22 protein-coding genes are annotated in these 26,328 nt (G+C 57.3%); 10 read left to right on the top strand and 12 right to left on the bottom strand.

Annotated elements, in window-relative coordinates; genetic code table 11:
* Positions 1 to 96: 96 nt before the first annotated feature.
* Genes queC through LG290_RS06965 form a run of 4 tightly spaced genes read left to right on the top strand, consistent with a single transcriptional unit; the run spans position 97 to position 2,565 of the window.
* Positions 97 to 804, top strand: coding sequence for a 7-cyano-7-deazaguanine synthase QueC (gene queC, locus LG290_RS06980; protein ID WP_499836799.1), 708 nt, complete (start codon positions 97 to 99; stop codon positions 802 to 804).
* Complete coding sequence (queE, locus tag LG290_RS06975; RefSeq protein ID WP_499836798.1) at positions 804 to 1,448, top strand: 7-carboxy-7-deazaguanine synthase; 645 nt, start codon at positions 804 to 806, stop codon at positions 1,446 to 1,448. Before queC ends, queE begins: the two co-directional genes overlap by 1 nt.
* Entirely contained in the window at positions 1,448 to 2,284 is an 837-nt protein-coding gene (locus LG290_RS06970) for a 6-carboxytetrahydropterin synthase (RefSeq protein WP_499836797.1), read from the top strand. Before queE ends, LG290_RS06970 begins: the two co-directional genes overlap by 1 nt.
* On the top strand, positions 2,281 to 2,565 hold the full coding sequence (locus tag LG290_RS06965) for a YkgJ family cysteine cluster protein (protein ID WP_499836796.1): 285 nt from the start codon (positions 2,281 to 2,283) through the stop codon (positions 2,563 to 2,565). Before LG290_RS06970 ends, LG290_RS06965 begins: the two co-directional genes overlap by 4 nt.
* 31 nt (positions 2,566 to 2,596) lie before the next feature.
* Here LG290_RS06965 and LG290_RS06960 read toward each other — a convergent pair whose 3' ends face one another.
* The 3 genes from LG290_RS06960 to LG290_RS06950 all read right to left on the bottom strand — a co-directional run bounded on the left by LG290_RS06960 (position 2,597) and on the right by LG290_RS06950 (position 7,770).
* Positions 2,597 to 6,496, bottom strand: coding sequence for an ATP-binding protein (locus tag LG290_RS06960; RefSeq protein WP_499836795.1), 3,900 nt, complete (start codon positions 6,494 to 6,496; stop codon positions 2,597 to 2,599).
* Between the two features lie 32 nt (positions 6,497 to 6,528).
* The gene (locus LG290_RS06955; protein ID WP_499836794.1) at positions 6,529 to 7,248 is read right to left on the bottom strand and encodes a MiaE family protein; all 720 of its coding nucleotides are present in this window, start codon (positions 7,246 to 7,248) and stop codon (positions 6,529 to 6,531) included.
* Between the two features lie 87 nt (positions 7,249 to 7,335).
* A complete protein-coding gene (locus LG290_RS06950; RefSeq protein WP_160416874.1) occupies positions 7,336 to 7,770 on the bottom strand; it encodes a DUF1289 domain-containing protein in 435 nt (144 codons plus the stop codon).
* A gap of 342 nt (positions 7,771 to 8,112) precedes the next feature.
* On the opposite strand from LG290_RS06950, the gene acnB reads away from it, so the two are divergent.
* The 3 genes from acnB to LG290_RS06935 all read left to right on the top strand — a co-directional run bounded on the left by acnB (position 8,113) and on the right by LG290_RS06935 (position 13,297).
* Positions 8,113 to 10,716: a bifunctional aconitate hydratase 2/2-methylisocitrate dehydratase gene (acnB, locus tag LG290_RS06945; RefSeq protein ID WP_499837053.1), complete on the top strand. Its 2,604-nt coding sequence runs from the start codon at positions 8,113 to 8,115 to the stop codon at positions 10,714 to 10,716.
* Positions 10,717 to 10,830: 114 nt separating this feature from the next.
* Entirely contained in the window at positions 10,831 to 11,319 is a 489-nt protein-coding gene (rraA, locus tag LG290_RS06940) for a ribonuclease E activity regulator RraA (RefSeq protein WP_160416875.1), read from the top strand.
* A 49-nt stretch (positions 11,320 to 11,368) separates the two neighbouring features.
* Positions 11,369 to 13,297: a glycerophosphodiester phosphodiesterase family protein gene (locus LG290_RS06935; protein ID WP_499836793.1), complete on the top strand. Its 1,929-nt coding sequence runs from the start codon at positions 11,369 to 11,371 to the stop codon at positions 13,295 to 13,297.
* A gap of 2 nt (positions 13,298 to 13,299) precedes the next feature.
* Here the strand turns inward: LG290_RS06935 and ggt are convergent, their stop codons facing one another.
* Both ggt and ppsA read right to left on the bottom strand, forming a co-directional pair.
* The gene (gene ggt, locus LG290_RS06930) at positions 13,300 to 15,090 is read right to left on the bottom strand and encodes a gamma-glutamyltransferase (RefSeq protein ID WP_499836792.1); all 1,791 of its coding nucleotides are present in this window, start codon (positions 15,088 to 15,090) and stop codon (positions 13,300 to 13,302) included.
* Positions 15,091 to 15,240: 150 nt separating this feature from the next.
* Positions 15,241 to 17,613 carry a phosphoenolpyruvate synthase gene (gene ppsA, locus LG290_RS06925; protein ID WP_499836791.1) on the bottom strand — a complete coding sequence of 791 codons (2,373 nt, stop codon included), beginning with the start codon at positions 17,611 to 17,613 and terminating at the stop codon, positions 15,241 to 15,243.
* 233 nt (positions 17,614 to 17,846) lie between these two features.
* Between ppsA and ppsR the strand changes: the two genes are divergently transcribed.
* Entirely contained in the window at positions 17,847 to 18,680 is an 834-nt protein-coding gene (gene ppsR / locus LG290_RS06920) for a posphoenolpyruvate synthetase regulatory kinase/phosphorylase PpsR (RefSeq protein ID WP_499836790.1), read from the top strand.
* A gap of 30 nt (positions 18,681 to 18,710) precedes the next feature.
* On the opposite strand, the gene LG290_RS06915 is transcribed toward ppsR, so the two are convergent.
* The 4 genes from LG290_RS06915 to LG290_RS06900 all read right to left on the bottom strand — a co-directional run bounded on the left by LG290_RS06915 (position 18,711) and on the right by LG290_RS06900 (position 21,655).
* Positions 18,711 to 19,289, bottom strand: a complete 579-nt coding sequence (locus tag LG290_RS06915) for a hypoxanthine-guanine phosphoribosyltransferase (protein ID WP_160416879.1) — start codon at positions 19,287 to 19,289, stop codon at positions 18,711 to 18,713.
* A 51-nt stretch (positions 19,290 to 19,340) separates the two neighbouring features.
* Positions 19,341 to 20,357 carry a beta-N-acetylhexosaminidase gene (nagZ, locus tag LG290_RS06910; RefSeq protein ID WP_499836789.1) on the bottom strand — a complete coding sequence of 339 codons (1,017 nt, stop codon included), beginning with the start codon at positions 20,355 to 20,357 and terminating at the stop codon, positions 19,341 to 19,343.
* A 109-nt stretch (positions 20,358 to 20,466) separates the two neighbouring features.
* Positions 20,467 to 20,985 (bottom strand): L,D-transpeptidase family protein, encoded by a 519-nt coding sequence (locus LG290_RS06905; protein ID WP_499836788.1) that lies wholly within the window; start codon positions 20,983 to 20,985, stop codon positions 20,467 to 20,469.
* On the bottom strand, positions 20,963 to 21,655 hold the full coding sequence (locus LG290_RS06900) for a TetR/AcrR family transcriptional regulator (RefSeq protein WP_160416882.1): 693 nt from the start codon (positions 21,653 to 21,655) through the stop codon (positions 20,963 to 20,965). The genes LG290_RS06905 and LG290_RS06900 overlap by 23 nt, the downstream gene beginning before the upstream one ends.
* A gap of 195 nt (positions 21,656 to 21,850) precedes the next feature.
* Between LG290_RS06900 and lexA the strand changes: the two genes are divergently transcribed.
* A complete protein-coding gene (lexA, locus tag LG290_RS06895; protein ID WP_160416883.1) occupies positions 21,851 to 22,528 on the top strand; it encodes a transcriptional repressor LexA in 678 nt (225 codons plus the stop codon).
* Positions 22,529 to 22,571: 43 nt separating this feature from the next.
* On the opposite strand, the gene LG290_RS06890 is transcribed toward lexA, so the two are convergent.
* Entirely contained in the window at positions 22,572 to 23,243 is a 672-nt protein-coding gene (locus LG290_RS06890; RefSeq protein WP_499836787.1) for an energy-coupling factor ABC transporter permease, read from the bottom strand.
* Positions 23,244 to 23,263: 20 nt separating this feature from the next.
* On the bottom strand, positions 23,264 to 24,118 hold the full coding sequence (gene purU, locus LG290_RS06885) for a formyltetrahydrofolate deformylase (protein ID WP_499836786.1): 855 nt from the start codon (positions 24,116 to 24,118) through the stop codon (positions 23,264 to 23,266).
* A gap of 235 nt (positions 24,119 to 24,353) precedes the next feature.
* On the opposite strand from purU, the gene lhgD reads away from it, so the two are divergent.
* Positions 24,354 to 25,550: an L-2-hydroxyglutarate dehydrogenase gene (lhgD, locus tag LG290_RS06880; RefSeq protein WP_499836785.1), complete on the top strand. Its 1,197-nt coding sequence runs from the start codon at positions 24,354 to 24,356 to the stop codon at positions 25,548 to 25,550.
* A 45-nt stretch (positions 25,551 to 25,595) separates the two neighbouring features.
* Here lhgD and LG290_RS06875 read toward each other — a convergent pair whose 3' ends face one another.
* A complete protein-coding gene (locus LG290_RS06875) occupies positions 25,596 to 26,162 on the bottom strand; it encodes an NnrU family protein (RefSeq protein ID WP_160416887.1) in 567 nt (188 codons plus the stop codon).
* Positions 26,163 to 26,328: the final 166 nt, after the last annotated feature.

Raw genomic sequence — 26,328 nt, 5'->3', positions numbered from 1 at the left:
GATATCCGCTCATTGCGTACACTAGCCGCCGTTCCGGACCGGACCCCGGATAGCCGCTCAGGCGGTACGAAAAATTCTCCGACACAGAGCCCTGACATGACCCAACCTCATACCCCTTCCAGCGTCGTGATTTATTCCGGCGGCATGGACTCTTTTACCGTCTTGCACCGTGCTCTTCATGAAAGTCGCCAGGTGCATGCCCTTTCCTTTGATTACGGCCAGCGCCACGCCTGTGAACTTGAAGTCGCCGCCCGAGTTTGCCACAAGCTCAAGGTGCTTCACCAGGTGGTGGATATCCGTGCGATACATGGTTTGATCGACAATTCCGCCTTGACCGATTCAGACCGCAAGCTGCCCACCGGCGACTACCAAGAGGAAAACCTCAGTGCGACGGTGGTGCCCAACCGCAACATGATCTTGCTATCGCTGGCGATTGCCAAGGCAGTGAATATCGGCGCCGACCGTGTCGACTACGGCGCCCATGGCGGCGACCATGTGCTCTATCCGGATTGTCGCCCCGACTTCGTGGAAAAAATGAATACCGTAGCGGCAGTCGCCAATTTCCAGGCAGTGAAAATACATGCGCCTTATCTGCATGCGAGCAAAGCCGATATTCTGGCTGACGGCCTGCGAATGGGACTTGATTATAGCGACACCTGGACGTGCTATCTGGGCGAGCGACTTGCCTGTGGCCAATGCGGTAGCTGCAGGGAACGGCTTGCAGCCTTTGCCGCCAACGGCGTAACCGACCCCTTGGCATATGCTGGCTTACGCCAATCGAACCCCGCCCCAGGAGGTGCCTGATGTATCACGTCAAGGAAGCCTTTTACACCTTACAGGGCGAAGGCGGTCAAGCCGGGCGCGCCAGCGTCTTCTGTCGCTTTAGCGGTTGCAACCTCTGGTCGGGACGCGAACAGGATCGCGCCACGGCGGCCTGCCGCTTTTGTGACACCGACTTTGTCGGCACCGATGGTCAGAATGGCGGACGCTTTACCCAGGCAGCAACACTGGCGGAACATTTGCATGCCTTGTGGCCGAAACAGGATGGCCACGCTACCCCTTATGTGGTCTTCACTGGTGGTGAACCGCTGCTGCAGCTTGACTCTGCCTTGATCGACGCCATGCAGGCGCAAGGGTTCGAAGTGGCGGTGGAAACTAACGGCACCCTGCCGGTTCCAGCGGGTATCGACTGGCTGTGTGTCAGTCCCAAGGGCAGCAATGCCTTGGCGGTGACCTCTGGCGATGAGCTCAAGCTGGTTTACCCGCAGCCCGACGCCCCACCCGAGCGTTTTGCCGCTTTCAATTTCAGGCATTTCTTTCTTCAACCGATGGATACCGGCCCTTTGGGCGAGCCGGGCAATCGCATGGCCGACACCGTGGCTTATTGTCTGGCACATCCCCAGTGGCGGCTTTCGCTGCAGACCCACAAGATTGCGGGAATTGACTGATGACATTATTCGTTAACCGCCTGACCCACATCGATGCTTCCCTATGGTGTCCGCAGCGCGGCTTGATCGGCGTCAGCTGGCAAGTGGATGTCGAACTGGATGGCGACCTGGGCGAGGATGGCATGCTGTTTGATTTTGGCGAGGTGAAGCCTTGGCTCAAGCGTTATCTCGATGCCGGCGTCGACCACACGCTACTGGTACCCACCCAAGCCTCCGGTGTAACGCTTGCCTCCTCTGAGCAAGAAGTCTATTTGCGCGCTACCGCGCCCTACGATTTCGAGATGCGCGCGCCGCCTGAAGCAATAACTGCTCTTCCCTGGTCGTCAATCACTCCCCAACGCCTTGCCGAGCATCTTTCAGTAGAGCTGATGCGCTCCCCCCCGGCCCGCGTCAAGGCTATTCGTCTGGCCTTGCACGAAGAGGTTATAGAGGGGCCGGCCTATAGCTACAGCCATGGACTCAAGCGCCATGTCGGTAACTGTCAACGCATTGCGCATGGGCACCGTTCGCGGCTGCATATCTGGCAGAACGGCGTGCGTGCTCCAAGGCTTGAAAGCGAGTGGGCCGCCTGGCTGGCAGATCGTTATCTAGTGGATAGCGCCGATATTATCGATGAAGAAAATCCCGACCAGTTAGCTAGCCGCTACCATGCGCAACAGGGAGAATTTTTCATTCGTCTTCCCCATCACCGCTGTGCAGTGCTTGCGGCCCCCACCACTGTAGAGAATATCGCGGCTTGGCTGGCGCGTCTTATTGCCGGGCAAACCGGCCAATTAACGCGGGTACAGGCCTTCGAAGGAATCGACAAGGGGGCCATTGCCGAGGCAAAGCCATGAGCCAAGCTGACGCCGCAACCCAGCAAGCCTCGGCAGGATGCCGCCCGGGATGCGGCGCCTGCTGCATCGCGCCTTCCATTTCATCACCGATTCCCGGCATGCCGGAAGGTAAACCCGCGGGTATGCGCTGCGTACAACTCGATGAACACAATCTTTGCCGGCTATTCGGCGATTCACGTCGCCCGGCCGTCTGCGAGAAGTTCAGCTACGACCCTGCGTTGTGCGGCAACCATCGCGATGAGGCGCTCACCGCCATCATCCAACTCGAGCAACTCACCTGACCGGGGGCCGGCTCGATGCCGGCCGACTTGATCAGGTTTCCAGGCTCTCTTTATGCGACAAGCGCCTATCCAGCAAACTGACCCAGCGCACCAGCACCGGGGCATCACTATGATTGACCTTGCTCAGCATGTGACGGAACGTTTCTTTTGCCTGAGCATCTTCGGGGTCGATATGAGTCAACCATAGCTCGAGTGCGGCCAGCTCTTGATGGTGATTGCCATGTTCTCGAGCCTGGTTCAAGGCCATTTCCACCAATGCCCGCACTTCGTTAGCAGGGTGTCCCAGCAAGTGTCTAACGCGTGCTAGCTGAATGGCCAGCTCCGGCAGGAACAAGGTAGTTCGCTCCTGGGCGATGACCAGGCATTGATCCAGATAGTCTTCGGCGGTGGTCAACTCTCCCAATGCAATACAGGCATCGGCATACCACCATACCGGTCGCTGGTAACGATCCCGGCCATTGAGCTCAGCCATTTGGTCCAGACTCTGCGACACATGCGCAAGCCCTTTGGCATCACCCGACAAGGCGCGCTGCCAGCCAAGCACGCTCTGCGCGGAAATCTGCCATAGCTGTAAATCCGGCGTACCTGTCATTGCCGCGGCACGTTCAGCTTGGCGTGTGGCCAAATGCACATGACCTAACTGACGGTACAGGGAGGCTGCAAACATCAGCGCCATGGCCAAGGTGCCCGGATGACCAATTTTTTCCGCCAATCGCAGCGCTGAAGCGACATGGTGTTCCGCGCGCTGGTAGTCGCCACGCAAGCAAAGTGCCCATCCCTGGAAGCAAGCCGCCGTCACCTGAGGATGATCGGAGAACGGCAGCCACTCGATCATCATGGGCGAGTTAAGCGGGTCGATCTCATCCAGGTGATCATGGGCCTGGCGCACACTTCCCGCCCAATATTCGCAGTGCGCCCGGGCGTAATCCGCCAGGCGCTTGTAGCGGGGGTCTTCCAGGCGAGCGGCAATATCGGCCAGGGTGGACGCCAGGGAAAACGCATCGGCATGGGCATAGCGTTGGCTACGCCCCACCCACAATCCCCACTTGACCAGGAAGACCTGCTCCAGGTCTTCCGACTCTTCCAGCGATTCATTTCTGGATTGATGCAGCAGATCACGCGCCAAAACGAAACTTTCGTGGGCGGTAGGTGACCCATGACCCTCCAAGGCAAATGCCGCCTGGCCACGCACGGTCAGCAAGCTGACCTGACGTTCGGCCTGTCCTTCTACATGACGCAGACTGGCCAAGCCGGCGTCGGCCATACGCAATGCAGTACGATTGGCACTGACCTTGAGGGCTTCACGTGCCGCCAATTCGAAATATCGCGCACCCCGGGCATAATGTCCGCTGCGCCGCAGGTGAGTGGCGAAGTCGCCCGGGTGTCGGCTGATCCATATCGGGAAGCGCTCCTCGATGAGGCTTACCACTTGCTGATGAAACTTGACGCGCACATCTCGAGGGCAGGACAAGTAGGCTGCTTCCTGAAGCAGCTGATGGCTGAATTGATATTCGTGCTCCGCGCTTTCATTCTCGACCGGCTCGATAATTTCTAGAGACCGCATATGCTCCAGCGCCCGGTTCAAGCGTGGCATTTCCCAGCCGCTGCACTCCTGCAGAAAATCAAGACGAAAGCGCTTGCCCAGTACCGCCGCGATATGCGCCACCTCTCGATCGCCATCGAGCTGGTCGATACGGCTCGCCAGAAGACCGAGCAACCCTTTGGGTAGTTCATCGAAATGAACGCTACGCCCTTCGCGGCGATCCATGTCCAGGCGACGACAGATTTCCTGCATATAAAGTGGTACACCATCGCAGCGCTCGATGATCTGGTTGCGCAAACGCGGGCTGAGATGAATGCTGTAACGTCGCGCCAACTGCGATAACAACCGCGAAGATTGCAGGGCATCCAATTTGCCCAAGCAGACCTGCTGGTCCCAGTGCAGCTTGACCGGCAGAGGTTCACGCCCGTGGTGGCTCGCCACCAGCATGAAAGCGGTATTGATCGGCAAGCGTGCCTGAAGGCCTGCCAGTACCTTGAACGAGGATTCATCCAGCCACTGCAGATCATCAATCATCAATACCAGGATATGCATCTCGGCTTGATGCTCTATCAAGCGATGCAATAACGCGACCACCAGTTCAACTGCCTCGCCGTTCTGGGCCAGCTGGGATACTTCCTGGACTTCACGCACACCCAAGGCTTCTTCCAGCAACTGCTGGCGAGCCTCGTCCAGCTCCGGCATCGAAAGCTGCGCTTGTAATGCCTTTACTGCATCGATGTCAGGCTTGGCGGACAGGTGCCAGCGCAATAGGGTGCGAGCCACGCCATAAGGCTCGAGAACAGACAGGCGAGTGGTCGGCTGCCAGCAAATCGCTGCTTCACGGCTTATTTCAAGCTGTCGGAACCCCACCATCAGCGCTGACTTCCCCATTCCCGAAGCACCGCGTACCAGTACACTCTGGCGCAGACCGATTCCGGCCCGAGCCAAGGCGTCACGCAAGGTACGTAAAACGGTTTCACGCCCCACCAGACTGGGCGGCAATGCATCAGGGCCGCCTTCATTCTGCCCCAGCACCAAGGCTCTCAGACGGATACGGCCATCGCTTGCCACCAGGCGCGACACCAGGCGTGGCTGTAGATCCAGAGCCGGGGGCATGTGTTGGCTAGCTTCTTGAGAAATGACCAGTTCACTGCCTTCAGCGGCACTCATCAATTCCAACGTGACCTGGGTCACCTGACCTAAAGGATCGGCCAACTGCCGCTCCGGCAGATACACTACCCGGCCGCTATGAAGCCCTGCTGCCAGCTCGAAATGCGGCGGGTCACCACTGCCCGTCCAGTGCCGTTCACATTCTTGATCAAGGGCCTGGCGACAGTGCTCGTAAAGCGCCACCAACTCCGCCAGCTGATGCGCGGGGCCGTGCGTTCCGAAACAGGCCAGGCCCAACCCGCCCGTGGCGCCCGGCAGCCAGAAGCCGCCCAGGTGATGGCACTGTTGCTCTAACCAGCGCAGCAATTCCAGTTGCAGAGCAAGACAACTACGCGTCGCCGCCCGCTCCTGCCACTCGCCCTTCAAGTGCAGACGAATGGCCATCACCGATAATTGGCGCAGCTCAATTTCCTCTTCGCGCAAAGGCTTGCTGTCGGCGGCCAAGGCACGGGAAAAGGCCCCCTGGGGGCTCATGGCGCGGTGATCATGATGGCCATCAGACCAATAGTTGGCTAACTGCAGGAAACTGGGCTCTGGCTGCTGGCCGGAAAGCGCCAATAACTGCAGATAGCTGTTGTATTGTTCATGAGCAGCCGCCATCTGACCTTGGACAGCCAGTTGCCGCACCAGACGCTCATGAAAAGGGCCATAACCTGAAAAGCGACTGACTAAGCTTTCCAGCAACTCACCAGGCACGTCAGCATGCGCTTCCAGCACCTGCTCGGCGAAACGAATAACCCGTTGGCGCCATTCATTGCGCCCCTGCACCAACCAGCGCTGAAACTCAGCACAATTGGTCAACTGCAGCTCTTCGATCAAATCGCCTTGGTAACAACCCAGCAGTGAATGCAACGTATCGATGTCACGCGGGCCTTCCAATAATGTTTGCAACTGATGCAGGTCGACATGCCACCCCGAGGGCAGCTGGAAAGCAATTGTCTGACGAGAAACACTCAGCACTTGCTCAGCATTTTCTCCCAACGACTGCCGCAGGCAATGCAACGCATGGCGTAAATTGGTACGCCCTGAGGAAAGCCCTTGGTCGGGCCACAAAAGCTCTGCCAAGGCCGCACGATTGACCGGTTGCCGATGCAGCAACAGGTAAACCAGCAGTGCCTTGACTTTGTCGTAACTGAAATGCGTCAGCACATCATCGCCTTGGGTCAGCGAAAAATGGCCGAAGAGAATCAGCTGATCAGACTCACTAGCATCGCGCATGATACATATCCTGCCTGACGTAAGCGGTGGCCTCAGGCGGGCACGCCGCTATGGAAACGAAATGCCGTGTCCGGCGTCGTAATCAGTTCAGCTTCACAATTAACCAGAAATGCGATGCGCTCGTTGATCGGCTCCCGGGACTGTTCGCGCGCCAACATTAGATAGTCCTCAAAATGGCGTCCTTCCGACTTAACCAGAGTTCGATAGAACTTGGCAAGCTCCACGTCAAGATAAGGAATCAAACATGCAAACCGCTCGCAACTTCGCGCCTCGATCAAGGCGCCAATAATTAGAATATCGATCAAGCGTTCAGGATCATGAGTACGCACATGCGAGCGCAATTCCCCAGCATAACGCGAGGCTGACAAGTTTCGATAAGCAATTCCTCTGGCACGCATCAGCGTCACGACTTGCTCGAAATGCAGCAACTCTTCCCGGGCCAACTGAGACATTTTACCCAACAGGAGCGGCTGATCCACGTAGCGATAGAGAAGGTTCATGGCCGTTGAAGCGGCCTTTTTCTCACATTGGGCATGATCGATCAGCAAGATATCCGGGTTTTCCATGGCCCATTCAAGCCACGCCGGCGGCGTCGGGCAAGCCAGAAAATCCAGCAAGCTATCCGGTAACAGCTCCTTTGCACTGACGCGGTGCTCAGCGGGTACCAAAGGGGATGCTTTGCGTTTCAAAGTGCTCGCTTCATGTGTCAAGGGGGCTACTTCGCTTTTCAAGAAAGGGTCTTGTAAGGACATGAAATCTCATCGAGGCGGTCAAAAATATCATACAATATTTAACCCAACCTATCCTTAGTAAATAAGTCGGACTAAGCAATACCTTGTTCAGCAAGGACTATCCAAGCTCTGTTCTACCGCCATGAGCAAGGCTTGATTGAGTGCAGCATATAATGCCTTGATATCCAGGTCAGCTGTGGATGGCTGACACTCCACACCATAGCGGTCGAGTTGCTGGATACGTCCTCTGCCCACCCTTAACAGTTCAATGACACGCGACAAAGGCGGCTGTTCCGGCCGGTAGCGGATGCCATGGCGAAGAAGCTTCCGTTCCAGAAGTGCGGCGTCGAAGACATGCATGAAACGCTGCGCCACTTGTTCGCGTAACTGATCGATTGCCTGCATACAGGCGTCGCGTTGCGCATCGTTCATTGCTGACCAGCGTGTGATCTGCGTATGGCTGCGCTGACAACCACGGCAATACTCATCGCCAAGCGTCGTGGAACATACCCCCACACAGGGCGAGCGCACCATTCCCGTCATAAACCTCCCCTTGTTAGCGTTCTCCCGCCACCTAGACCGTTCCAGAATTCCCCACATCCACCCAAAGTACAAGGGGGTTAGCGGCGCATCAGCTTAACATTGTCGACAGTTTCCCGTAGAATCGCGGCATCCAGAGACAGGCTGTTGTCAAGCCGCTGACATCAAGTTTGTGCTTAAAAGAGCCACTCAATACCGATGCAGAATGTTTCTTCAAGACTTTGTTATCAATAATTCGTTAGCAGCGATGTTACCGACAACGTTTCACATGCCAGGCGCTTTATTTGATTGAATTTTTCAATGAGTGGCGCCTTGGCCAGCATAACAGATGAGAGGGTTCCTACCGTGCTTGAAGCTTACCGTCAACATGTCGAAGAACGTGCCGCCGAGGGTGTTCCCCCCAAGCCTTTGAACGCCGACCAAGCTGCGGCACTGATCGAACTGCTCAAGGCACCACCGGCCGGTGAAGAAGAGGTCATTCTTGATCTTCTTACCAACCGCATACCGCCGGGTGTCGATGAAGCTGCTTATGTGAAGGCCGGTTTTCTTACCGCTATCGCCAAGGGCGAAGTAAGCTCTCCGCTGATCGACAAGATTCATGCGGTCAAGCTGCTAGGCACCATGCAGGGCGGCTATAACATTGTCTCCCTAGTCGAGCTTCTGGACGACGAAGAACTCGCCAAGGAAGTCGGTGAGCAGCTCAAGCACACGCTATTGATGTTCGACGCCTTTCACGATGTGGAAGAGCGTGCCAAGAACGGCAATGCCGTCGCCAAGGACGTCATTCAGTCCTGGGCCGAGGCCGAATGGTTCCTGTCCAAGCCGGCCCTGGCCGAAAAGATCACCCTGACGGTATTCAAGGTGCCCGGCGAAACCAATACCGATGACCTCTCGCCCGCGCCGGATGCCTGGTCTCGCCCGGACATGCCGTTGCATGCCAACGCCATGCTCAAGAACGAGCGTGAAGGAATCGAACCGGAAGTGCCCGGCACCACCGGTCCGCTCAAGCAGATCGCCGACGTCAAAGCCAAGGGTTTCCCGGTCGTCTACGTGGGCGACGTGGTCGGCACCGGCTCCTCGCGCAAGTCCGCTACCAACTCCGTGCTGTGGTTCTTCGGTGATGACATTCCGAACGTACCCAACAAGCGCGCCGGCGGCTTCTGCTTCGGCGGCAAGATCGCTCCGATCTTCTTCAACACCATGGAAGATTCCGGCGCTCTGCCCATCGAGATGGATGTCGAGAAGATGGCAATGGGGGATGTCATCGACGTCTACCCCTACGAAGGCAAGGTGTGCAAGCACGGCACCGACGAGGTCATCACCACCTTCGAACTCAAGACTCAGCTGATTCTTGATGAAGTGCGCGCCGGCGGCCGCATCCCGCTGATCATCGGTCGCGGCCTGACCGGCAAGGCGCGTGAGTCACTGGGCCTTGAGCCGTCCGATGTCTTCCGCCTGCCCGAGCAGCCTCACGATACCGGCAAGGGCTATACCCTGGCCCAGAAGATGGTCGGCAAGGCCTGCGGCATGGAAGGCGTTCGCCCGGGCATGTACTGCGAACCCAAGATGACCACCGTAGGTTCTCAGGACACCACCGGTCCGATGACTCGCGATGAGCTCAAGGATCTGGCATGCCTGGGCTTCCAGGCCGACCTGGTGATGCAGTCATTCTGTCACACCGCGGCTTACCCCAAACCGATCGATGTGGACACTCACCACACCCTGCCTGATTTCATCATGAACCGCGGCGGTGTCTCACTGCGCCCGGGCGATGGCATCATTCACAGCTGGCTCAACCGTATGCTGTTGCCGGATACCGTCGGTACCGGTGGCGACTCGCACACGCGCTTCCCGATGGGCATCTCCTTCCCGGCGGGCTCGGGCCTCGTCGCCTTCGCCGCCGCCACCGGCGTCATGCCGCTGGATATGCCGGAATCGGTGCTGGTGCGCTTCAAGGGCGAGCGTCAGCCGGGCGTCACGCTGCGCGATCTGGTTCACGCCATTCCACTTTACGGTATCAAGGCAGGTCTGCTGACCGTCGCGAAATCCGGCAAGAAGAATGCTTTCTCCGGCCGCGTCCTCGAAATTGAAGGGCTTGACGACCTCACCGTCGAACAGGCTTTCGAGCTTTCCGATGCCTCCGCCGAGCGCTCTGCCGCGGGCTGCACCATCACCCTCAGCGAAGAAAGCGTTGCGCAATACCTGAACTCCAACATCACGCTACTCAAGTGGATGATCGGAAACGGTTATGGCGACGAGCGTACCATCAGCCGTCGTATCGAGGCCATGGAAGCCTGGTTGGCCGACCCGAGCCTGATGCGCGCAGATAAAGATGCCGACTATGCCGAAGTCATCGAAATCGACCTGAGCGAAATCAAGGAACCGATCCTCTGCGCGCCGAACGACCCGGACGATGCCCGTCTGCTGTCCGAGGTTGCCGGCGAGAAGATCGATGAAGTCTTCATCGGCTCGTGCATGACCAACATCGGCCACTTCCGCGCCGCAGGCAAGTTGCTCGAGAAGCAGCCCGCCGGCAGCCTGAAGACTCGTCTGTGGCTTGCACCGCCGACCAAGATGGATCAGCATCAGCTGACCGAAGAAGGTTACTACGGCATCTACGGCCGTGCCGGAGCGCGCATGGAAATGCCGGGTTGCTCTCTGTGCATGGGTAATCAGGCACGGGTTGCAGCGAAGTCCACGGTGGTTTCGACTTCCACACGTAACTTCCCCAACCGCCTGGGCGATGGCGCCAATGTCTATCTGGCATCAGCCGAACTTGCCGCTGTCGCAGCCGTGGAAGGTCGCTTGCCCAGCGTTGAAGAATATCAGCGCTACATGAGTGAATTCGACGCCATGGCAGGTGAAATCTATCGCTACATGAACTTCCACGAAATCGAGGAATATCAGAAAATTGCCTCGAACGTGATTCCGGTCGCTCAAGAAGCCTGATTCTAGCGTTCTTCTGAGTCGATGACTGAGCGCCCCACCCACGTCGATTTGACAGGGTGGGGCGTTTTTTTTAGCGTTTGAATACGCGTTACTATTTTCCTGGAGATTTTCCCCATGGCCCAGATTGTCACCCCAGACATTTGCGATGCCCACCCGGACGTGGTGGTACTCGATCCTGTTTTCGTCAACTACGGAGGAATAGATGCCTTTGCCGGCCCGATTCGCACCATAAAATGCTTCGAAGACAACTCCCTGGTCAAACAGGCCCTTGCCGAAACCGGTGGAGGCGCCGTGCTGGTAGTGGATGCCGGTGGCTCGCATCGCTGCGCAATGCTCGGTGATATGGTGGCAAGGCAAGCAGTGGAAAATGGCTGGGCGGGTGTGATCATGTACGGCTGTGTAAGAGATGTGGACATACTCGCCGAACTTGAGCTGGGCATTCAGGCGCTGGGCAATCATCCACGCAAGAGTGAAAAACGCAACGAAGGTCAGCGTGATATTCCCGTGACATTCGCCGGCGCCACCCTTACCCCGGGCCAATGGATATATGCCGACAATAACGGCATTGTACTGGCGCAGCACGAGCTCACCCTTCCTACCTGACTCACAGTTCACACCTGGATAGGCACGGTTTGCCAGGGAAGGCCCGACAATGCCACCCTGGCAGATCATTTTTCTTCAAAATGGTCTCCAAGCATCCATGCAGCCGCTTTCACGTCTCGGTTTTGACCTTTTGCGTACCTTTCGCGATCACCTGCGTCCGCTGATCGCCTATCACCTTTTTTTCACGCTGCTTTCAACCGCCCTGCTGCTGCCGGCGGTGGCCTGGTCGGTACGCTTCGTGCTGGCCCAGTTCAACCGTACCGTGATCACCCTTGATGAACTGATATTGCTGTTATTCAGCCCTGCGGGCGTGCTAGTCATATTGGTGGCGCTGGGGCTTTCATTTACGGTGCTTTACCTGCAACAGGCAGGCATGATCCAAGTCGCGGCAAGGCCCCGGGACAATCACTTTCGACTGGCGTTCGAGGCACTCTGGCTGAGCTTAAGACGGCTACCGGCACTGGCAGGACTGGTGGTGATGCAGGTTGGCTCACACCTTCTGCTGGCGGTACCCTTCATGCTGGGTATTGCCTGGCTTTACGGGGCTTGGCTCGGCGACCTGGAGCCCTATTACGTTCAGCGCATTCGCCCGGCCGCGCTATGGTATTTCCTGGCGACGGCACTACCGCTAATCGGCCTCTGGCTGTGGCTGGCGTGCTGGCTGTACCTGCGCTGGATTCTGGCCTTGCCCCTGGTCACCCTGGAAAATCTCTCACCACAAGCCGCGCTCAAGCGAAGTGTGTGGTTGACGCGAGGCTGGCAGCGCTCGATCGGCGTGGCGGTATTCGCCGTCCTGGCCCTGGTGATACTCCTTCCCTTGCTGACGACGTTGCTGTTCGATCGCTTTTTCACACCCCTGTTATGGCTGCTTCCCGAGCGTAACGCGGTGTTGATTCCCGCCATGCTGGTTTACCTGACCGGCTATCTGCTTATCACCCTGGCAATCACCTTCATCGGCATTGCCGCCAACGCCCTGCTCTCGGCCAGTCTTTATTTGCAGCTGGCTCACCAAAAAGCGCGCCCCACACCACCACCCGCCGACGCACACCCCGGCCGCCTGGCCTGGATGGTGGAGCTTGGTGTACTGCTATTTGCCGTATCCCAGGCCTGGCTGATCATCAATAGTTTCGATATTCGCGATGAGGTGGCCAATATCGCCCATCGCGGCAGCTCCATGGTCGCACCGGAAAACACCCTTGCCGCTGTGGAACAGGCCATCGAGGATAATGCCACCCATGTGGAAATTGATGTGCGCCTGACCGCCGACAACGAAGTGGTGCTCCATCATGATCGCAGCCTGCAACGCCTTGTCGGTGACCCGCGCAACCTGAGTGATCTCAGCCTGGAACAACTGAGCATTTTCGATATGGGAAGCTGGTTCGGGGATGCCTTTGTCGGTGAACGGATTGCCACCCTCAGCGAGGCACTTGCCACGGTTCGCGGCAGAAGCGCTCTGATGATCGACATGAAGCCCGAGCCGGGAAATGAAATAGCCTTGTTGGAGGCTGTGATTGAAGCACTGCACGACGAGGCAGCCATTCGCCTGGCCTGCCATACGCAAGCCCCACACATGACGCGCAGACGCTGCGGCAACCCCGACGTCATCGAAGAAAGCCGTCTTGCCGTGATGTCGCCCTGGGTGGTCGAGGAAATCAAGCGCCGCGAGCCGAAACTAAGAGTAACGTTACTGGCCCAGTTAATCTTGCTTGGCACGCTGGACCGTCGCCAGTTCGACGCCTTGGGGCTGCGCCATAACCGCATCACTGAGACCGAAATCAAGCTGGCCACTCAGTACGGTTATGAAATACACGCCTGGACGGTCAATGATCCCGCACGCATGTCACAGCTGATTGATTTAGGCGTAGATGCCATCATCACCGATTACCCGGCTCGCTTGGCTGATCTAATAGCCGAACGCCGCGAACTGAGCGATGGCGAGCTGTTACTGGTAAAGCTGCGCAACTGGCTGCGCCATTGAGTTCATTCACCCATCACCACCCCTTCGCGGCGCGGGTCGGCGCCTCCGAACAGCTCTCCTTCCGGCTGGCGCACAATGACTTGCAAGCCGCTGGTCAATTCGCGTTCGCTGACCTCATGGCCGCGCTCGCTGAGCGAAATCCGGGTAGTTTCAGGGAACCGGCCTTCCTCCAGATAAACAGGGCCACCCAGCGTAATCGCATGCGGTAGGTCAAGCGCTTGCTGAGCATTCATGCCCCAATCGCGCAAGGCAATCAGGGTGCGCGCAGTATAATGAATAATCGCCGCGCCACCGGGAGAGCCTAGGCTGGCTACCAGATCACCCCCATCGCGCTCGAATACCAACGTCGGACTCATGCTCGAGCGTGGCCGTTTCCCGGGCTCGACACGATTAGCCACTAACAGACCATCCACTTGCGGGGTAAACGAAAAATCCGTCAGCTCGTTATTGAGCAAATAGCCCCCCGGCAAGCCGGTGCCGCCATCGGCAAGTATCCGCGAGCCGAAGGCCTGTTCGATCGTCGTGGTCATGGCCACGGCCCGCCCCTCGGCATCGATGATACTGATATGGCTGGTACCGTATTCCGGCTGTTGCGGCTGGGAGGCCCAGGTCATGATCACTTCCCCGGGTCTGCCCGGTTCGGCCTCGCTGCCCATGGTCTGGCTCTCGATTAGCTCCGCTCGCAAGGCCAGGTAATCCGGGTGCAGCATCAGCGCCCAATCTTCGCCAGGGGCACTCACATAGTCTGGATCGGCGATATAACGCCCACGATCAGCAAATGCCAAGCGCGAGGCTTCCAGAAATTGATGCAACCAGGCGGCGCTGGGAACGCCGGCTTCCAGGGGAGCCTCGACGAGCGGCAGATGATCCAGCATACCGAGAATCTGCATGATGGTCAGATGCCCGGAAGAAGGCGGTGGAAAACCGCACACCTCCCATTGCTGCCATGCGGTGCAGAGCGGTTCGCGTACCTTGGCCTCATAATCCTCGAGATCCGCCAGGGTCATGGTACCCGGGCGACTTGGATGCGACTGGACGCGTGCCACCAGGTCCTCGGCGATACTCCCCTGGTGCAGGGCATCGCTGCCTTTCTCGGCGATCGCCTCCAATATTTCCGCCAAGGCGGGATTGCGCAGCGTTTCGCCTACCTCCAGTGCCTCGCCTTCCTCGGTGTAATAAAACTGACTCGCCAAGGGGTCTTCGCGCAAGTACCTATCATTGGCCAGGCTGGCATGTAATCGCTGGCTTACCACAAAGCCTTGCTTCGCCAGGGTAATGGCCGGTGTGAACAACGCTTCCCAGGCTAGCGCGCCATGTTCGGCATGGGCCATTTCCAACATCTTGAGCGTTCCCGGCACGCCTACCGAGAGGCCGCTGGCCACTGCCTCCATGAATTCCAAGTGTTCGCCATCTTCCAGAAAAAGCGTTTCGTCCACGGCGTCGGGAGCGGTTTCACGCCCATCGTAAGCCTTCACCTCGTCACCATCGTGGTGCATCAGAAAGGCGCCACCTCCGATACCGCTGGATTGCGGCTCGACCAGCATAAGTACCATTTGCACGGCAATGGCGGCGTCCACTGCGCTTCCACCCGCCTTTATCACTTGATAGCCCGCATCGGTAGCCAAGGGATTCGCCGCGGCCACGGCAAATGTCTGCATTTCCCAGCCGGGTTTTTCCGTATACCCGGAATCGACTTCCGGGCTAATCGAGGGCATGGAATAAGTAAAGCCCAAGGCGGTCACTGGAATAATCAGCGACAAGGAAACCGCCACGGAGGATAGGCGCAGTGTCATGGTCAGGCTCCTGGATGAATGACGACTTCAATGCAGCATAGTCAATTTTCTGGGTGTCTCGGAAGCCCCCAACGAAAAGCCCGACGAAAACGTCGGGCTTTTATTTTCTTTAACACATTTACCTGGAACGGTCCTGGTTCAAGCGAAGCGTCAATCGATGGTTTCACCCGCCAGCATGAACCAGGTTTCGAGTACTGCATCTGGATTCAGAGAGACCGAATCGATGCCCTGCTCCATCAACCATTTGGCCAGATCCGGATGATCCGAAGGCCCCTGACCGCAGATGCCTACGTACTTGCCCTGCGCCTTGCACGCTTGTATCGCCATCGCCAACAGCTTCTTGACGGCAGGATTACGCTCGTCGAACAGATGCGCCACGATGCCTGAATCTCGATCCAGCCCCAGGGTGAGCTGGGTCAGGTCGTTGGAGCCGATGGAGAAGCCGTCGAAATATTCGAGGAACTCATCCGCCAGCAACGCATTGGCGGGCAGTTCGCACATCATGATGACCTTGAGGCCGTTCTCGCCACGGGTAAGGCCATTGGCTGACAGCAGCTCCACCACTTCCCGGGCTTCATCGGTGGTGCGTACGAAGGGCACCATGATCTCGATGTTATCCAGGCCCATCTCTTCACGCACACGCTTGAGCGCACGGCATTCCAGCTCAAAACACGGCCGGAAAGCATCGGAGATGTAACGCGAGGCACCACGGAAACCCAGCATGGGGTTTTCTTCACCGGGTTCGTAGAGTTTGCCGCCGATCAGGTTTTCGTACTCATTGGACTTGAAGTCGGACAGGCGCACGATCACCCGCTGAGGATGGAAGGCCGCCGCCAGGGTGGAAATGCCTTCGACCAGTTTATCCACGTAAAAACTGACCGGGTCGGCGTAACCTGCGGTACGCATATCGATGATCTGCTGCAAATCGGCAGGCAAGGTGTCGTACTCGAGCAGCGCCTTGGGATGAACGCCGATCATGCGGTTGATGATGAATTCCAGCCGCGCCAGGCCGACACCGGCATTCGGTAAACCGGCAAAACCAAAGGCACGGTCCGGGTTACCCACGTTCATCATGATCTTGAAGGGAATTTCCGGCATGGCGTTGACACTGGAAACCTTGCAATCGAAGTCGAGCAGCCCTTCATAGACATGGCCGGCGTCACCTTCGGCGCAGGATACCGTGACATCCCGACCATCGCTCAGCAGTACAGTGGCATCGCCGCAGCCAACCACGGCGGGAATGCCCAGTTCCCGTGCGATAATCGCCGCATGGCAGGTGCGCCCTCCCCGATTGGTGACAATCGCCGAGGCACGCTTCATGATCGGCTCCCAGTCAGGGTCGGTCATGTCGGTAACCAGTACATCACCCGGCAGAATCTTGTCCATATCATCCGGGGAAAGCACTACCTTGACCGCACCACTGCCTATACGCTGGCCAATGGCACGTCCGGTTACCAGGGTTCTGCCCTTCTCTTTCAGATGAAAGCGCTCCAGCTTGCCGCCTTCCTGTTGCGATACCACGGTCTCCGGGCGGGCCTGAACGATGTAAAGTTCGCCATCGTCGCCGTCCAGTGCCCATTCGATATCCATCGGGCGTTGGTAGTGCTGTTCGATAATCACCGCCTGACGCGAAAGCGACATGATTTGCTCGTCGTTCAGGCAGAAGCGACCACGATCCGCCAAGGGCACATCCACCGTGGCCACCGACTTGCCGGCACTGGCATCGTCGGTGTAGATCATCTTGATCAACTTGGAACCCAAGTTACGGCGCAATACCGCAGGGCGACCGGCAGCCAGCGTGGGTTTGTGAACATAGAATTCATCGGGATTTACTGCACCCTGAACCACGGTTTCACCCAAGCCCCAGGAGGCGGTGACGAATACCGCATCACGGTAGCCGGATTCGGTGTCCAGCGTGAACACCACCCCACTGGCACCGGTTTCCGAGCGCACCATCTTTTGTACACCGGCGGACAACGCCACGTTTTCATGGGCATAGCCACGGTGCACGCGGTAGGAAATCGCCCGGTCATTGAACAAGGAAGCAAAGACTTCGTGAACGGCACGCTTGATGTTGTCGAAGCCTTCGATGTTGAGAAAGGTTTCCTGCTGACCGGCAAAGGAGGCATCCGGCAAATCTTCTGCCGTGGCGGAACTGCGCACGGCAACCTTCAGATTGGGATGCTGCGTCTGAAGCTTCCCATAGGCCTCGCGCAAGGCAGCTTCGAATGTCGGGGGCAGGGGCGTGTCGATTACCCATTGACGAATCTTGGCACCCACTTGCGCCAGCGCCTTGACATCATCCACATCCAGGCGTGACAAGGCAGTGTTGATGCGCTCATTCAGGCCTTCGTGGGAGAGAAACTCGCGATAAGCATGAGCAGTGGTGGCAAAGCCGCCGGGTACCGTGACACCGACTTCCGACAGGTTCGAGATCATTTCGCCGAGAGAGGCGTTTTTGCCACCCACGCGTTCGACATCTGTCATACCTAGCTGATCGAACCACAGAATGTACTCTTCCACGCAACCCCCTTGCATAACGACACCGGTAAGCCCAGATGGGCCGCCAAAAATGGAGGTTGCTACCCTATCACCGCAATCAGATATTCGCCATTGGTCTAACATCGAAGTAGGTGGAGGTTTTTTACAACAAGCAGGGTTTTGTGAATGATTATGTAGTCGTTAGCGGCACGAAGGATTGTGTCGACCGCCAAGCAGGCTGACAATAACCCTTCATTTTTCAAAGAGTCGGCGAGATGACACGTACTGCTTTTTTTATTTCCGATGGCACCGGGATTACTGCGGAAAGCCTGGGGCGCAGCTTATTGGCGCAATTTGAAAACGTCGAGATTCGCATGCTGACCAAGCCGTATATCGATGATCTGGAAAAGGCCCAGGCGTTGGTGGATATCATCGATGCTGCTGCGGTTCGTGACGGCGAGCGTCCGATCATTATCGACACCATCGTCGATCAGCGCATACGCGACGTGATCCGAAAGGCGTCCGGTTTCAAAGTGGACATCTTCTCGACGTTTCTGAAACCGTTGGAGCAGGAACTCGACACTCACTCCTCGTATAGCGTAGGCCGCACCCATTCCATCGGAAGCGACGATGTGTATATGGACCGGATTCATTCGGTGCACTTCGCTCTGGACAACGATGATGGCGCTCGCACGCATCAATATGCCGAAGCGGATATCATTCTGGTCGGGGTATCGCGTTGCGGCAAAACGCCCACGTCGCTTTATCTGGCGCTGCAGTTCGGTATCCGAGCAGCCAATTATCCTTTGACGGAGGATGATCAGGACGAAGACGGCTTCCTGAAGATGCCCAAAGCCTTGGCCCCGCATCGGAGTAAATTATTCGGCTTGACCATCGATGCTCGTCGACTCGCCGCTATTCGCCATGAACGCCGCCCCAATAGTCGCTACAGTTCCATGGATCAATGCCTGCAAGAGGTTGAGCAGGCGGAGTCGCTGTATCGCAGCATGCATATTCCCTACCTTGATACGACCCGCTCTTCCGTCGAGGAAATCTCTACCCGCATGATCGCAGAAACCGGATTGAAGCGGCGTTTCTCACCTCACTGACAGGTTCCTTTCATTCAAGGGGGACTTTATTTATAGCCCTTCCGGAGCAAAGATACCTGGAGCATTCCGCCAGTAGCCCTTGTAATCCATACCAAAACCAAAAACGTAACGATCGACCACTTCAAGACCGCAGTAATTGGCCTTGAGCCCAGGCACGGCCTTGCGGTCGTGCTGCTTGTCGACCAATACCGCCGTGGTGATGCTGGCCGCTTTTGCTTCCTTGCAGTACGCCAGAATAGCCGCCAGGGTGGCCCCTTCATCCAGAATGTCGTCGACAATCACGACGTGCCGCCCGGCCATAGGAATCTCCGGCGATACCCGCCAGAACAGCTCACCGCCACGTAACTCGTTGCGATAACGCGTGGCATGCAGATAATCGACTTCCAACGGAAAGCCCAGGCGAGTCAACAAGTGCCCGGTCGTGATCAGGCCGCCATTCATCACACAATAAAAGACCGGCAGCTTATCGCCGAGATCTCGCGTAATAGCTTCCGCCATGCGATCCAGAGCGAGTTCAACCTCGTCTTGTGAAATCAGGCAATCCGCGTTATTCATTATTTCACGCATGGTCGCCAGAGACTCACCCGCTTCCATACCCAGCTTTACCATTTACCGCACTCCACGTTGTAATTGCATTCATTGTATCTGCATTAAAGGGTGTTATTTGCTTGCAGCCATGGCTTCCAGGCGTGCATGGGTGCGTCGCCAACGGGTCAATGCCTCCAGGGCATCGAGGTCCGGGCGTGCCCGGCCATACAGCAACTTGCCCGCACGCTTGGCCCGTCGCCCCTGGCAGGCTTGCAATACCTCAAGGGCTGCCTGCCGGTCATTGCATACCAGCAGCATGTCACAACCGGCCTCCAGAGCTGCATGGGCGCGTTGAGCCGGAGAGCCGGCCTGCTGCGCACCTTGCATGCTCAAATCATCGGAAAAGATGCACCCCTTGAAGCCCAGCGATTCACGCAACATCCCTAACCAACTGGGAGAAAATCCGGCGGGGCGTGGATCAAAAGCGGGGTATATCACATGGGCCGGCATGATGCCGTTCAGCACCCCCGCCAAGCGAGTGAAGGGAATCAGATCCTGCTGCTTGAGCGTCGCTAATGGACGCTCATCCACCGGCAGCGCAATGTGTGAATCCGCTGCGACCCCCCCATGGCCGGGAAAATGCTTACCCACCGCCGCCATACCGGCTTCATGCAAGCCGTGAACAAAGGCATACCCCAGTGCAGCGACCTGTTCCGGGTCAGCCCCGAAACTGCGATCACCTATCACGCTGGAAATACCGATATCCACGTCCAGCACCGGGGCGAAGCTGATATCCAGACCACAGGCCGCCATCTCCATGCCCAGCAACCAACCGGCATCTTTCACCAGCGCTAAGGTGGCCTCCGGTGCCTGACCATATTCCCGGCTCAACATACCCATGGCAGGCAAGCGCGTCACACCTTCCTTGATGCGTTGCACACGACCACCCTCTTGGTCCACGGCCAGCAGCAACTCCGGGCGTATCCTGCGAATCTCCGCACACAACGCCTGTACCTGACGTGCACTTTCAGTATTACGCCCAAACAGGATGACACCGCCGACAGCCTCATGTGTCAACAGATCACGCTCGTCAGCTGTCAGATGAAGCCCTTCAAGATCCAGCATCACCGGACCGGGGAGTTGTGTCATGGCAAACCTCCTGCGCAAGGGGCGCTGATTCTAGACCACTATTAACCGTTGGCGCGACCCCATACCCTTCCTCGACAAGCTCATCACCGCTTTTTCAAAGACAGCGGCGCTATTCATGCAGCCAGACAGGGGTTCCCGGCGGAGCTTTTTCGACCATCAACACAAGATCGGCATTGCGCATGCGAATACAGCCATGTGAGCGTGCCACTCCCATGGGTTGGTTGGGGGGCGTGCCATGTAGATAAATATAGCGCCGCTGAGAATCCACGCACGCACCGCGATTAACACCCGTTTCCAACCCGCATAACCATAGAATGCGCGTCAATATCCAGTCACGAGCCGGATGCGCTTTCGCCAAGGCGTCACTATAGACTTCCCCGGTGAAACGCCTGCCACGAAACACACCGTCAAGAGGAGCGTCCCGGCCGATGGCGGCGCGAATGTAATGCCAACCCAGCGGTGTGCGACCGCTGCCTTCTTGCTGCCCTGTTCCCGCCCGGGCAGTTGATATATCGCAGATATGAATCAGCTGTTCTCCCTGCCACAACGACAAGCACTGGCGACTCACATCAATCTCTATCCAAGCGCCGTCGACGGGAGGCAGCTCACTGAGGATCGGGGTGCGCATGAAAATCCTTGTGAAAACCCTCGTTTTGCATTTGATCGGGAAGAGGGGCGTTCATCGCCGCCACGACGACTGGCCGCAAGCGGCGCACCAGATCCTTCACGCTCACCTGCTCATGATAATCCTGCTCGGCAATGTCACGTAACGCCTCAAGTCCCGACAGCGTGAAGATCACGGTACCCAGCATGAAGTGCAAGCGCCAGAAACGCTCGGCATCGGGCAATTCCGGCGTCGCCTGGCGCACAAGCTCGGTGAAGCGGGTAAAGACGTCGCCGTAGTCCCGCTGTATATAGCGTCGTAAATGGCCTTGCGCCTGGCTATAGGCCAACCCCAACAAACGCATGAATACTTGGAGACTGTTGCGTTCGGCAGGCACCGCCAGCACCGTCGTCGCCATGGTTTCCAGAAGTTCGTCGAGTGGAATGACCTTGCCGGCGTGATGCGCTTCAAGCTCGTCCAGAGCGGTATGAAAGCGTTGCGTAAAAGGATCCAGGTAGCGCGCAAAAACCGCCTGAATCAGAGCCTTCTTGGAGCCGAAGTGATAGTTGACCGCCGCCAGGTTGACCCGCGCCTTGCTGGTGATGGTGCGCAGCGATGTTTCAGCAAAGCCACGCTCGGCAAACAACACTTCCGCTGTATCCAGAATACGCGTGACAGTATCAGACTGGGCCATACGGCGCTCTCCGGAAAACGTGTGTTTAAAACGAAAACAAATATTACGTCATAGACCGTGGGGGCTCAACGCCTGAATGTTGGTTGGCAGCCCAGGCGAGCCGCCATATACTGGATGAAGTAACATGCTGTATGCTTAACCACCTAATGATTCACCACTATCAGCCGTGACTTTTGACGATTTCTGGAGCTTGCCATGTCCCGCCCTTTAACGGCTCGCCAACAACATGTCTACGACTTCATCGTAAAGACCATGAATGAGCTGGGTTATCCGCCGACCCGGGCGGAAATCGCCAAAGCGCTTGGCTTTCGCTCGCCCAATGCTGCCGAAGAACACTTGCGCGCACTTGAGCGCAAGGGAGCTATCCGCATCATCCGTAATACCTCGCGTGGCATTCGCCTACCCGCTCAGGTACCCATGGAAAATGTCGAGTCGCCTTCTTCCGAACCGGCTTTCCCGGAACCTGCTGCCTTCCAAGGGCTGCCGGTAATCGGAGAAGTCGCCGCTGGCAACCCCATACTGGCCACCGAGCACATCGACCGTTACTGCCCCCTACCGGCGGAATACTTCACACCCAAGGCGGACTACCTGCTCCGTGTTCGTGGGCTATCAATGAAGGATGCGGGCATCCTGGAAGGCGACCTTCTGGCGGTACATCGCACCGAACGTGTGCGCAATGGCCAGATCGTCGTCGCAAGACTGGAAGAGGAAGTGACGGTAAAGCGCTTTCATCGACAAGGCCATAAAGTCACATTAACCGCTGAAAACCCTGATTTTTTGCCTATCGATATCGACTTGCGCCATCAACCCCTCGAAATCGAGGGCGTGGGTGTCGGCGTCATTCGGGGCGGCAACGGGCAAGCGCTGGGTTAACCAGTCGGCATTATTCGTGCCTATCTATATTATTCGTGCCTATCTATTTAGTATCTATATAGCGGTGGCCATTCAAGGTGGCCACCCACTCCGGATGATAGACCAGCAGAATGCTCATCAGCATGCCGGTGATAAACGCTTCCGATGGCATAAGTAAAGGCAGGAATCGAGCATATTCCTGAGCCAGATACACTGCTTCCCGGTCCACGCCTCCCAGCAAAACCAACCCCACCGCCGCAAAACCTCCCGCCAAGGTAGCCATTGCCGAGCCGAAAAAGCCGCAGATAAAAAGAAACACCATCAGATTATCAGGCAAACGTCGGTCCACGAGTCGCCATATCAGCACGATCACCAGCGCTGGAACGATACCTGTGACCAGGATATTGACTCCTAGCAGCGACCACTCATTGCGCCCCACTAGTACCATGGCAACATTGACCAAAGTGTTGCTCAGCAGTGCCAAGGGCGCCTTGAATACCAAGGTCATCAGGGCGGTGAAAGTAAGATGCAGTACCAACCAATCCACCGCCTGGGCACGCAGCTGCCACATCAATAAAATCGCCACCGTTGCCGCAAGCCAGCGATGCTGCAATGCCGTGTCAGCCAGTAGAGCTCGCCAAGGGCGTTGCCACAGTGCCAGCCCGAGTGTCACTGCTGAGCCCAGGGCACATAGCAGCACTACCCAAAAATCCAGTACGGCTTCGGAAAACGACATGGTGATTACTTCCGTCAGGTTCAGCTGAACACGACTGTCTTGTTGCCGTGAATCAGCACACGATCTTCCAAGTGCCAACGCAACCCACGAGCCAGCACGGCTTTTTCCACATCGCGTCCAAAGCGCACCAGGTCGGTCGGGGTATGGCAGTGACTCACCCGATGGATGTCTTGCTCGATGATCGGGCCTGCATCCAGCTCTTGGGTAACATAATGGCAAGTGGCGCCGATCAGTTTTACTCCGCGTTCAAACGCCTGATGATAGGGTTTGGCTCCGGCAAACGAGGGCAGGAAACTATGGTGAATATTGATCACTTTCCCCACATAGCGCTCGCAAAGAGCGGGCGGCAGGATCTGCATATAGCGCGCCAGTACCACACAGTCGGCATTCAGTGTTTCGATTGTGTTTTGCACGGTAGCGAACGCTGCTTGTTTATCAGCAGGATCTACAGGCACATGGTAATAGGGAATACCATGCCACTCGGTCAGTGAACGCAAATTTTCATGATTGGAAATCACCGCAACGATATCACAAGGCAACTCTTCCGCTTGCCAGCGGTAAAGCAGGTCCACCAGACAATGCGATTCCCGCGACACCATCAGCACCACCCGCGCGCGCCTGGCCGTATCGGTCAAGGCCCACTGCATATCGAATTCACGGGCAACCGGTTCGAATGCCGTTCGTAGTGCTTCAGCGGTCATCCCCACCGAATCCGCCAGGATTTCGTAACGCATGAAAAAGCGCCCGGCTTCCAGATCCGAATGCTGACTGGCTTCGGTAATCGACCCTCCCTGCTGGGCAATGAAGCCGGAAACACGCGCCACGATACCCACCTGATCCGGGCAGGACACTACCAGACGATAAGAGTGCGACATCAACCAATCATTCCCTTAATAGAGACGAGAAAAGCGCCTGACGGACGAACCAATCGCTCGCCGGTACCAGGCCCAAACAGGCGTTAGTGTACCCAAATGCCCTCATGCTGTGCGAGCTCAACCTTGAACCGGCCTCAGCCCTTTCGGCTAACGAGTGGTTAAACAATGGCCGGGATATGCCATGCTGTCTGTGCATGGCATAGTTTCCTCCCACGGATAAGGCATAAGGAACGGCATGTACGATTTTATTATTGTGGGTGGCGGCATTCTGGGTATGTCCACCGCCATGCAGCTCAAACAGGCTTATCCAGATAGGCGCATGTTGGTCGTGGAGAAGGAGCAAGGTCCCGCCCAGCACCAGACCGGCCACAACAGTGGCGTCATTCATGCAGGGGTCTATTACACGCCGGGCAGCTTGAAGGCACGCTTTTGCCTGGCCGGTAACCAGGCGACCCGGCAGTTTTGCGATACCCATGGGATTGCCTACGATATTTGCGGGAAACTACTGGTGGCCACCGATGAGGTGGAAATGCAGCGCATGCAGGCATTGTGGGAACGCACAGCGGCCAACGGCCTGGAGCGTGAATGGCTGGATGCCGATGCCCTGCGTGAACGCGAGCCCAACATTACCGGCATCGGCGGGATCTTCGTACCCTCCAGCGGCATCGTCAATTACGCCGAGGTGACGCTTGCCATGGCCGCCGAGTTCAAGCGAATGGGCGGCGAGATTCGATACGGACAGGACGTGACAGCGCTTGAAGAGCGCCGCCAGGAAGTCATTGTCACTACCTCCCAAGACACCTTCCCCTGCCGCTACCTTGTTTCCTGCTCTGGCCTGATGGCCGACCGGGTGATTCGAATGCTCGGCCAGGACCCCGGCTTCACCATCTGTCCGTTCCGGGGCGAGTACTACCGGTTGTCTGAACAGCACAATCAAATCGTCAATCACCTGATCTATCCAATTCCAGACCCCTCCATGCCCTTTCTCGGAGTGCACCTCACCCGCATGATAGACGGCAGCGTGACGGTGGGCCCCAATGCGGTACTCGCAATGAAGCGCGAAGGCTATCGTAAACGGGATATCTCGTTGATCGACATGGCGCAGATGCTTACCAACCCCGGCATCCTCAAGGTACTGGGCAAGAACTTGCGCCCGGGACTTGCCGAGATGAAAAACTCGCTGTTCAAGAAGGGCTATCTCGAACAGGTACGCAAGTACTGCCCGAGCCTGACCTTGAATGACCTGCAACCCTACCCTGCCGGGGTTCGCGCCCAAGCCGTGTCTCATGATGGCAAGCTGGTAGATGACTTCCTGTTCGTCAATACGCCTCGTACCGTCAATGTGGGTAATGCGCCATCGCCTGCCGCCACCTCGGCAATTCCGATCGGCGCGCATATCGTGGAAAAGGTAAAGAGCCAGGTCGAAGGCTGACAGGCCTAGAAACCAGGGTTTAACGACACGACACCGCTGTCGGAATCACATCACCGGAACGCCGGTGACCCAGACATGCAGGTGAAAGGCGAAGAGATAGTAGGCGACCAGGCCAGCTACCACCGTGATGGCAGTGCGCGCCATGCTCGGGGTCTGCGTCGAAGGAGCCGGACGACGACGCGCAGCGCGGAAGTCAAACACCGCCCACAGCAGGAAGGCGCCAAAGAAGACGATATCGCCCAGCCGACCGTTGGCCAGCAGGTGGGCGAAGGCCCACAACTTCACGGCGATGATCATCGGATGCCCAAGCTTTGCCTTAAGATGGTTGCCAGGCACATAGGCCGCCACCAGCAGGATGAAGGCAGGAATCATCAGCAGCGATACGACGTGGTACAGCCCCACCGGCGGAAACCACACCCAGGTGGGGTCGAGGCGCATCTGGCCGTAGCCCCAGATCGCCAGCGCCAGGCCGATGATCGAGACCAAAGAGTAGACGGCCTTCCAAGGCAGCTTGCCAAAGCGCTTGATCTGGGCATTGCGCCAGTCGTCGGCGACAATGCGCACCGAGTGCACCCCCAGAAAGATCAACAGGCCGAGTATCATTACGGTCATGGCAGGGACTCCATCAGTAGAAAGCGGACAATTCGCCAGCCTACCGCACCTGCATGACCACGTCGCGCGCCACCCTTCGACTTTTTCCGCCGCCCGCGCCCTACTGCTTTCTGCGCGTAGCGTCGTGCCGGCGGCAGGCGTACCCTAATACCTACTCAACATCGTT

The organism is Halomonas sediminis (genome assembly GCF_044871105.1).
Taxonomy (GTDB): Bacteria; Pseudomonadota; Gammaproteobacteria; order Pseudomonadales; family Halomonadaceae; genus Vreelandella; species Vreelandella zhuhanensis.
Note: the sequence above shows the minus strand (reverse complement) of the source record. Positions and strands in the feature narration are given on the sequence as shown.

Excerpts from the sequence above, each read along its gene's own strand:
- queC (WP_499836799.1), top strand. The coding sequence starts at position 97 with ATGACCCAACCTCATACCCCTTCCAGCGTCGTGATTTATTCCGGCGGC.
- queE (WP_499836798.1), top strand. The coding sequence starts at position 804 with ATGTATCACGTCAAGGAAGCCTTTTACACCTTACAGGGCGAAGGCGGT.
- LG290_RS06970 (WP_499836797.1), top strand. The coding sequence starts at position 1,448 with ATGACATTATTCGTTAACCGCCTGACCCACATCGATGCTTCCCTATGG.
- LG290_RS06965 (WP_499836796.1), top strand. The coding sequence starts at position 2,281 with ATGAGCCAAGCTGACGCCGCAACCCAGCAAGCCTCGGCAGGATGCCGC.
- LG290_RS06960 (WP_499836795.1), bottom strand. The coding sequence starts at position 6,496 with ATGCGCGATGCTAGTGAGTCTGATCAGCTGATTCTCTTCGGCCATTTT.
- LG290_RS06955 (WP_499836794.1), bottom strand. The coding sequence starts at position 7,248 with ATGTCCTTACAAGACCCTTTCTTGAAAAGCGAAGTAGCCCCCTTGACA.
- LG290_RS06950 (WP_160416874.1), bottom strand. The coding sequence starts at position 7,770 with ATGACGGGAATGGTGCGCTCGCCCTGTGTGGGGGTATGTTCCACGACG.
- rraA (WP_160416875.1), top strand. The coding sequence starts at position 10,831 with ATGGCCCAGATTGTCACCCCAGACATTTGCGATGCCCACCCGGACGTG.
- LG290_RS06935 (WP_499836793.1), top strand. The coding sequence starts at position 11,369 with ATGCCACCCTGGCAGATCATTTTTCTTCAAAATGGTCTCCAAGCATCC.
- ggt (WP_499836792.1), bottom strand. The coding sequence starts at position 15,090 with ATGACACTGCGCCTATCCTCCGTGGCGGTTTCCTTGTCGCTGATTATT.
- ppsR (WP_499836790.1), top strand. The coding sequence starts at position 17,847 with ATGACACGTACTGCTTTTTTTATTTCCGATGGCACCGGGATTACTGCG.
- LG290_RS06915 (WP_160416879.1), bottom strand. The coding sequence starts at position 19,289 with ATGGTAAAGCTGGGTATGGAAGCGGGTGAGTCTCTGGCGACCATGCGT.
- nagZ (WP_499836789.1), bottom strand. The coding sequence starts at position 20,357 with ATGACACAACTCCCCGGTCCGGTGATGCTGGATCTTGAAGGGCTTCAT.
- LG290_RS06905 (WP_499836788.1), bottom strand. The coding sequence starts at position 20,985 with ATGCGCACCCCGATCCTCAGTGAGCTGCCTCCCGTCGACGGCGCTTGG.
- LG290_RS06900 (WP_160416882.1), bottom strand. The coding sequence starts at position 21,655 with ATGGCCCAGTCTGATACTGTCACGCGTATTCTGGATACAGCGGAAGTG.
- lexA (WP_160416883.1), top strand. The coding sequence starts at position 21,851 with ATGTCCCGCCCTTTAACGGCTCGCCAACAACATGTCTACGACTTCATC.
- LG290_RS06890 (WP_499836787.1), bottom strand. The coding sequence starts at position 23,243 with ATGTCGTTTTCCGAAGCCGTACTGGATTTTTGGGTAGTGCTGCTATGT.
- purU (WP_499836786.1), bottom strand. The coding sequence starts at position 24,118 with ATGTCGCACTCTTATCGTCTGGTAGTGTCCTGCCCGGATCAGGTGGGT.
- lhgD (WP_499836785.1), top strand. The coding sequence starts at position 24,354 with ATGTACGATTTTATTATTGTGGGTGGCGGCATTCTGGGTATGTCCACC.
- LG290_RS06875 (WP_160416887.1), bottom strand. The coding sequence starts at position 26,162 with ATGACCGTAATGATACTCGGCCTGTTGATCTTTCTGGGGGTGCACTCG.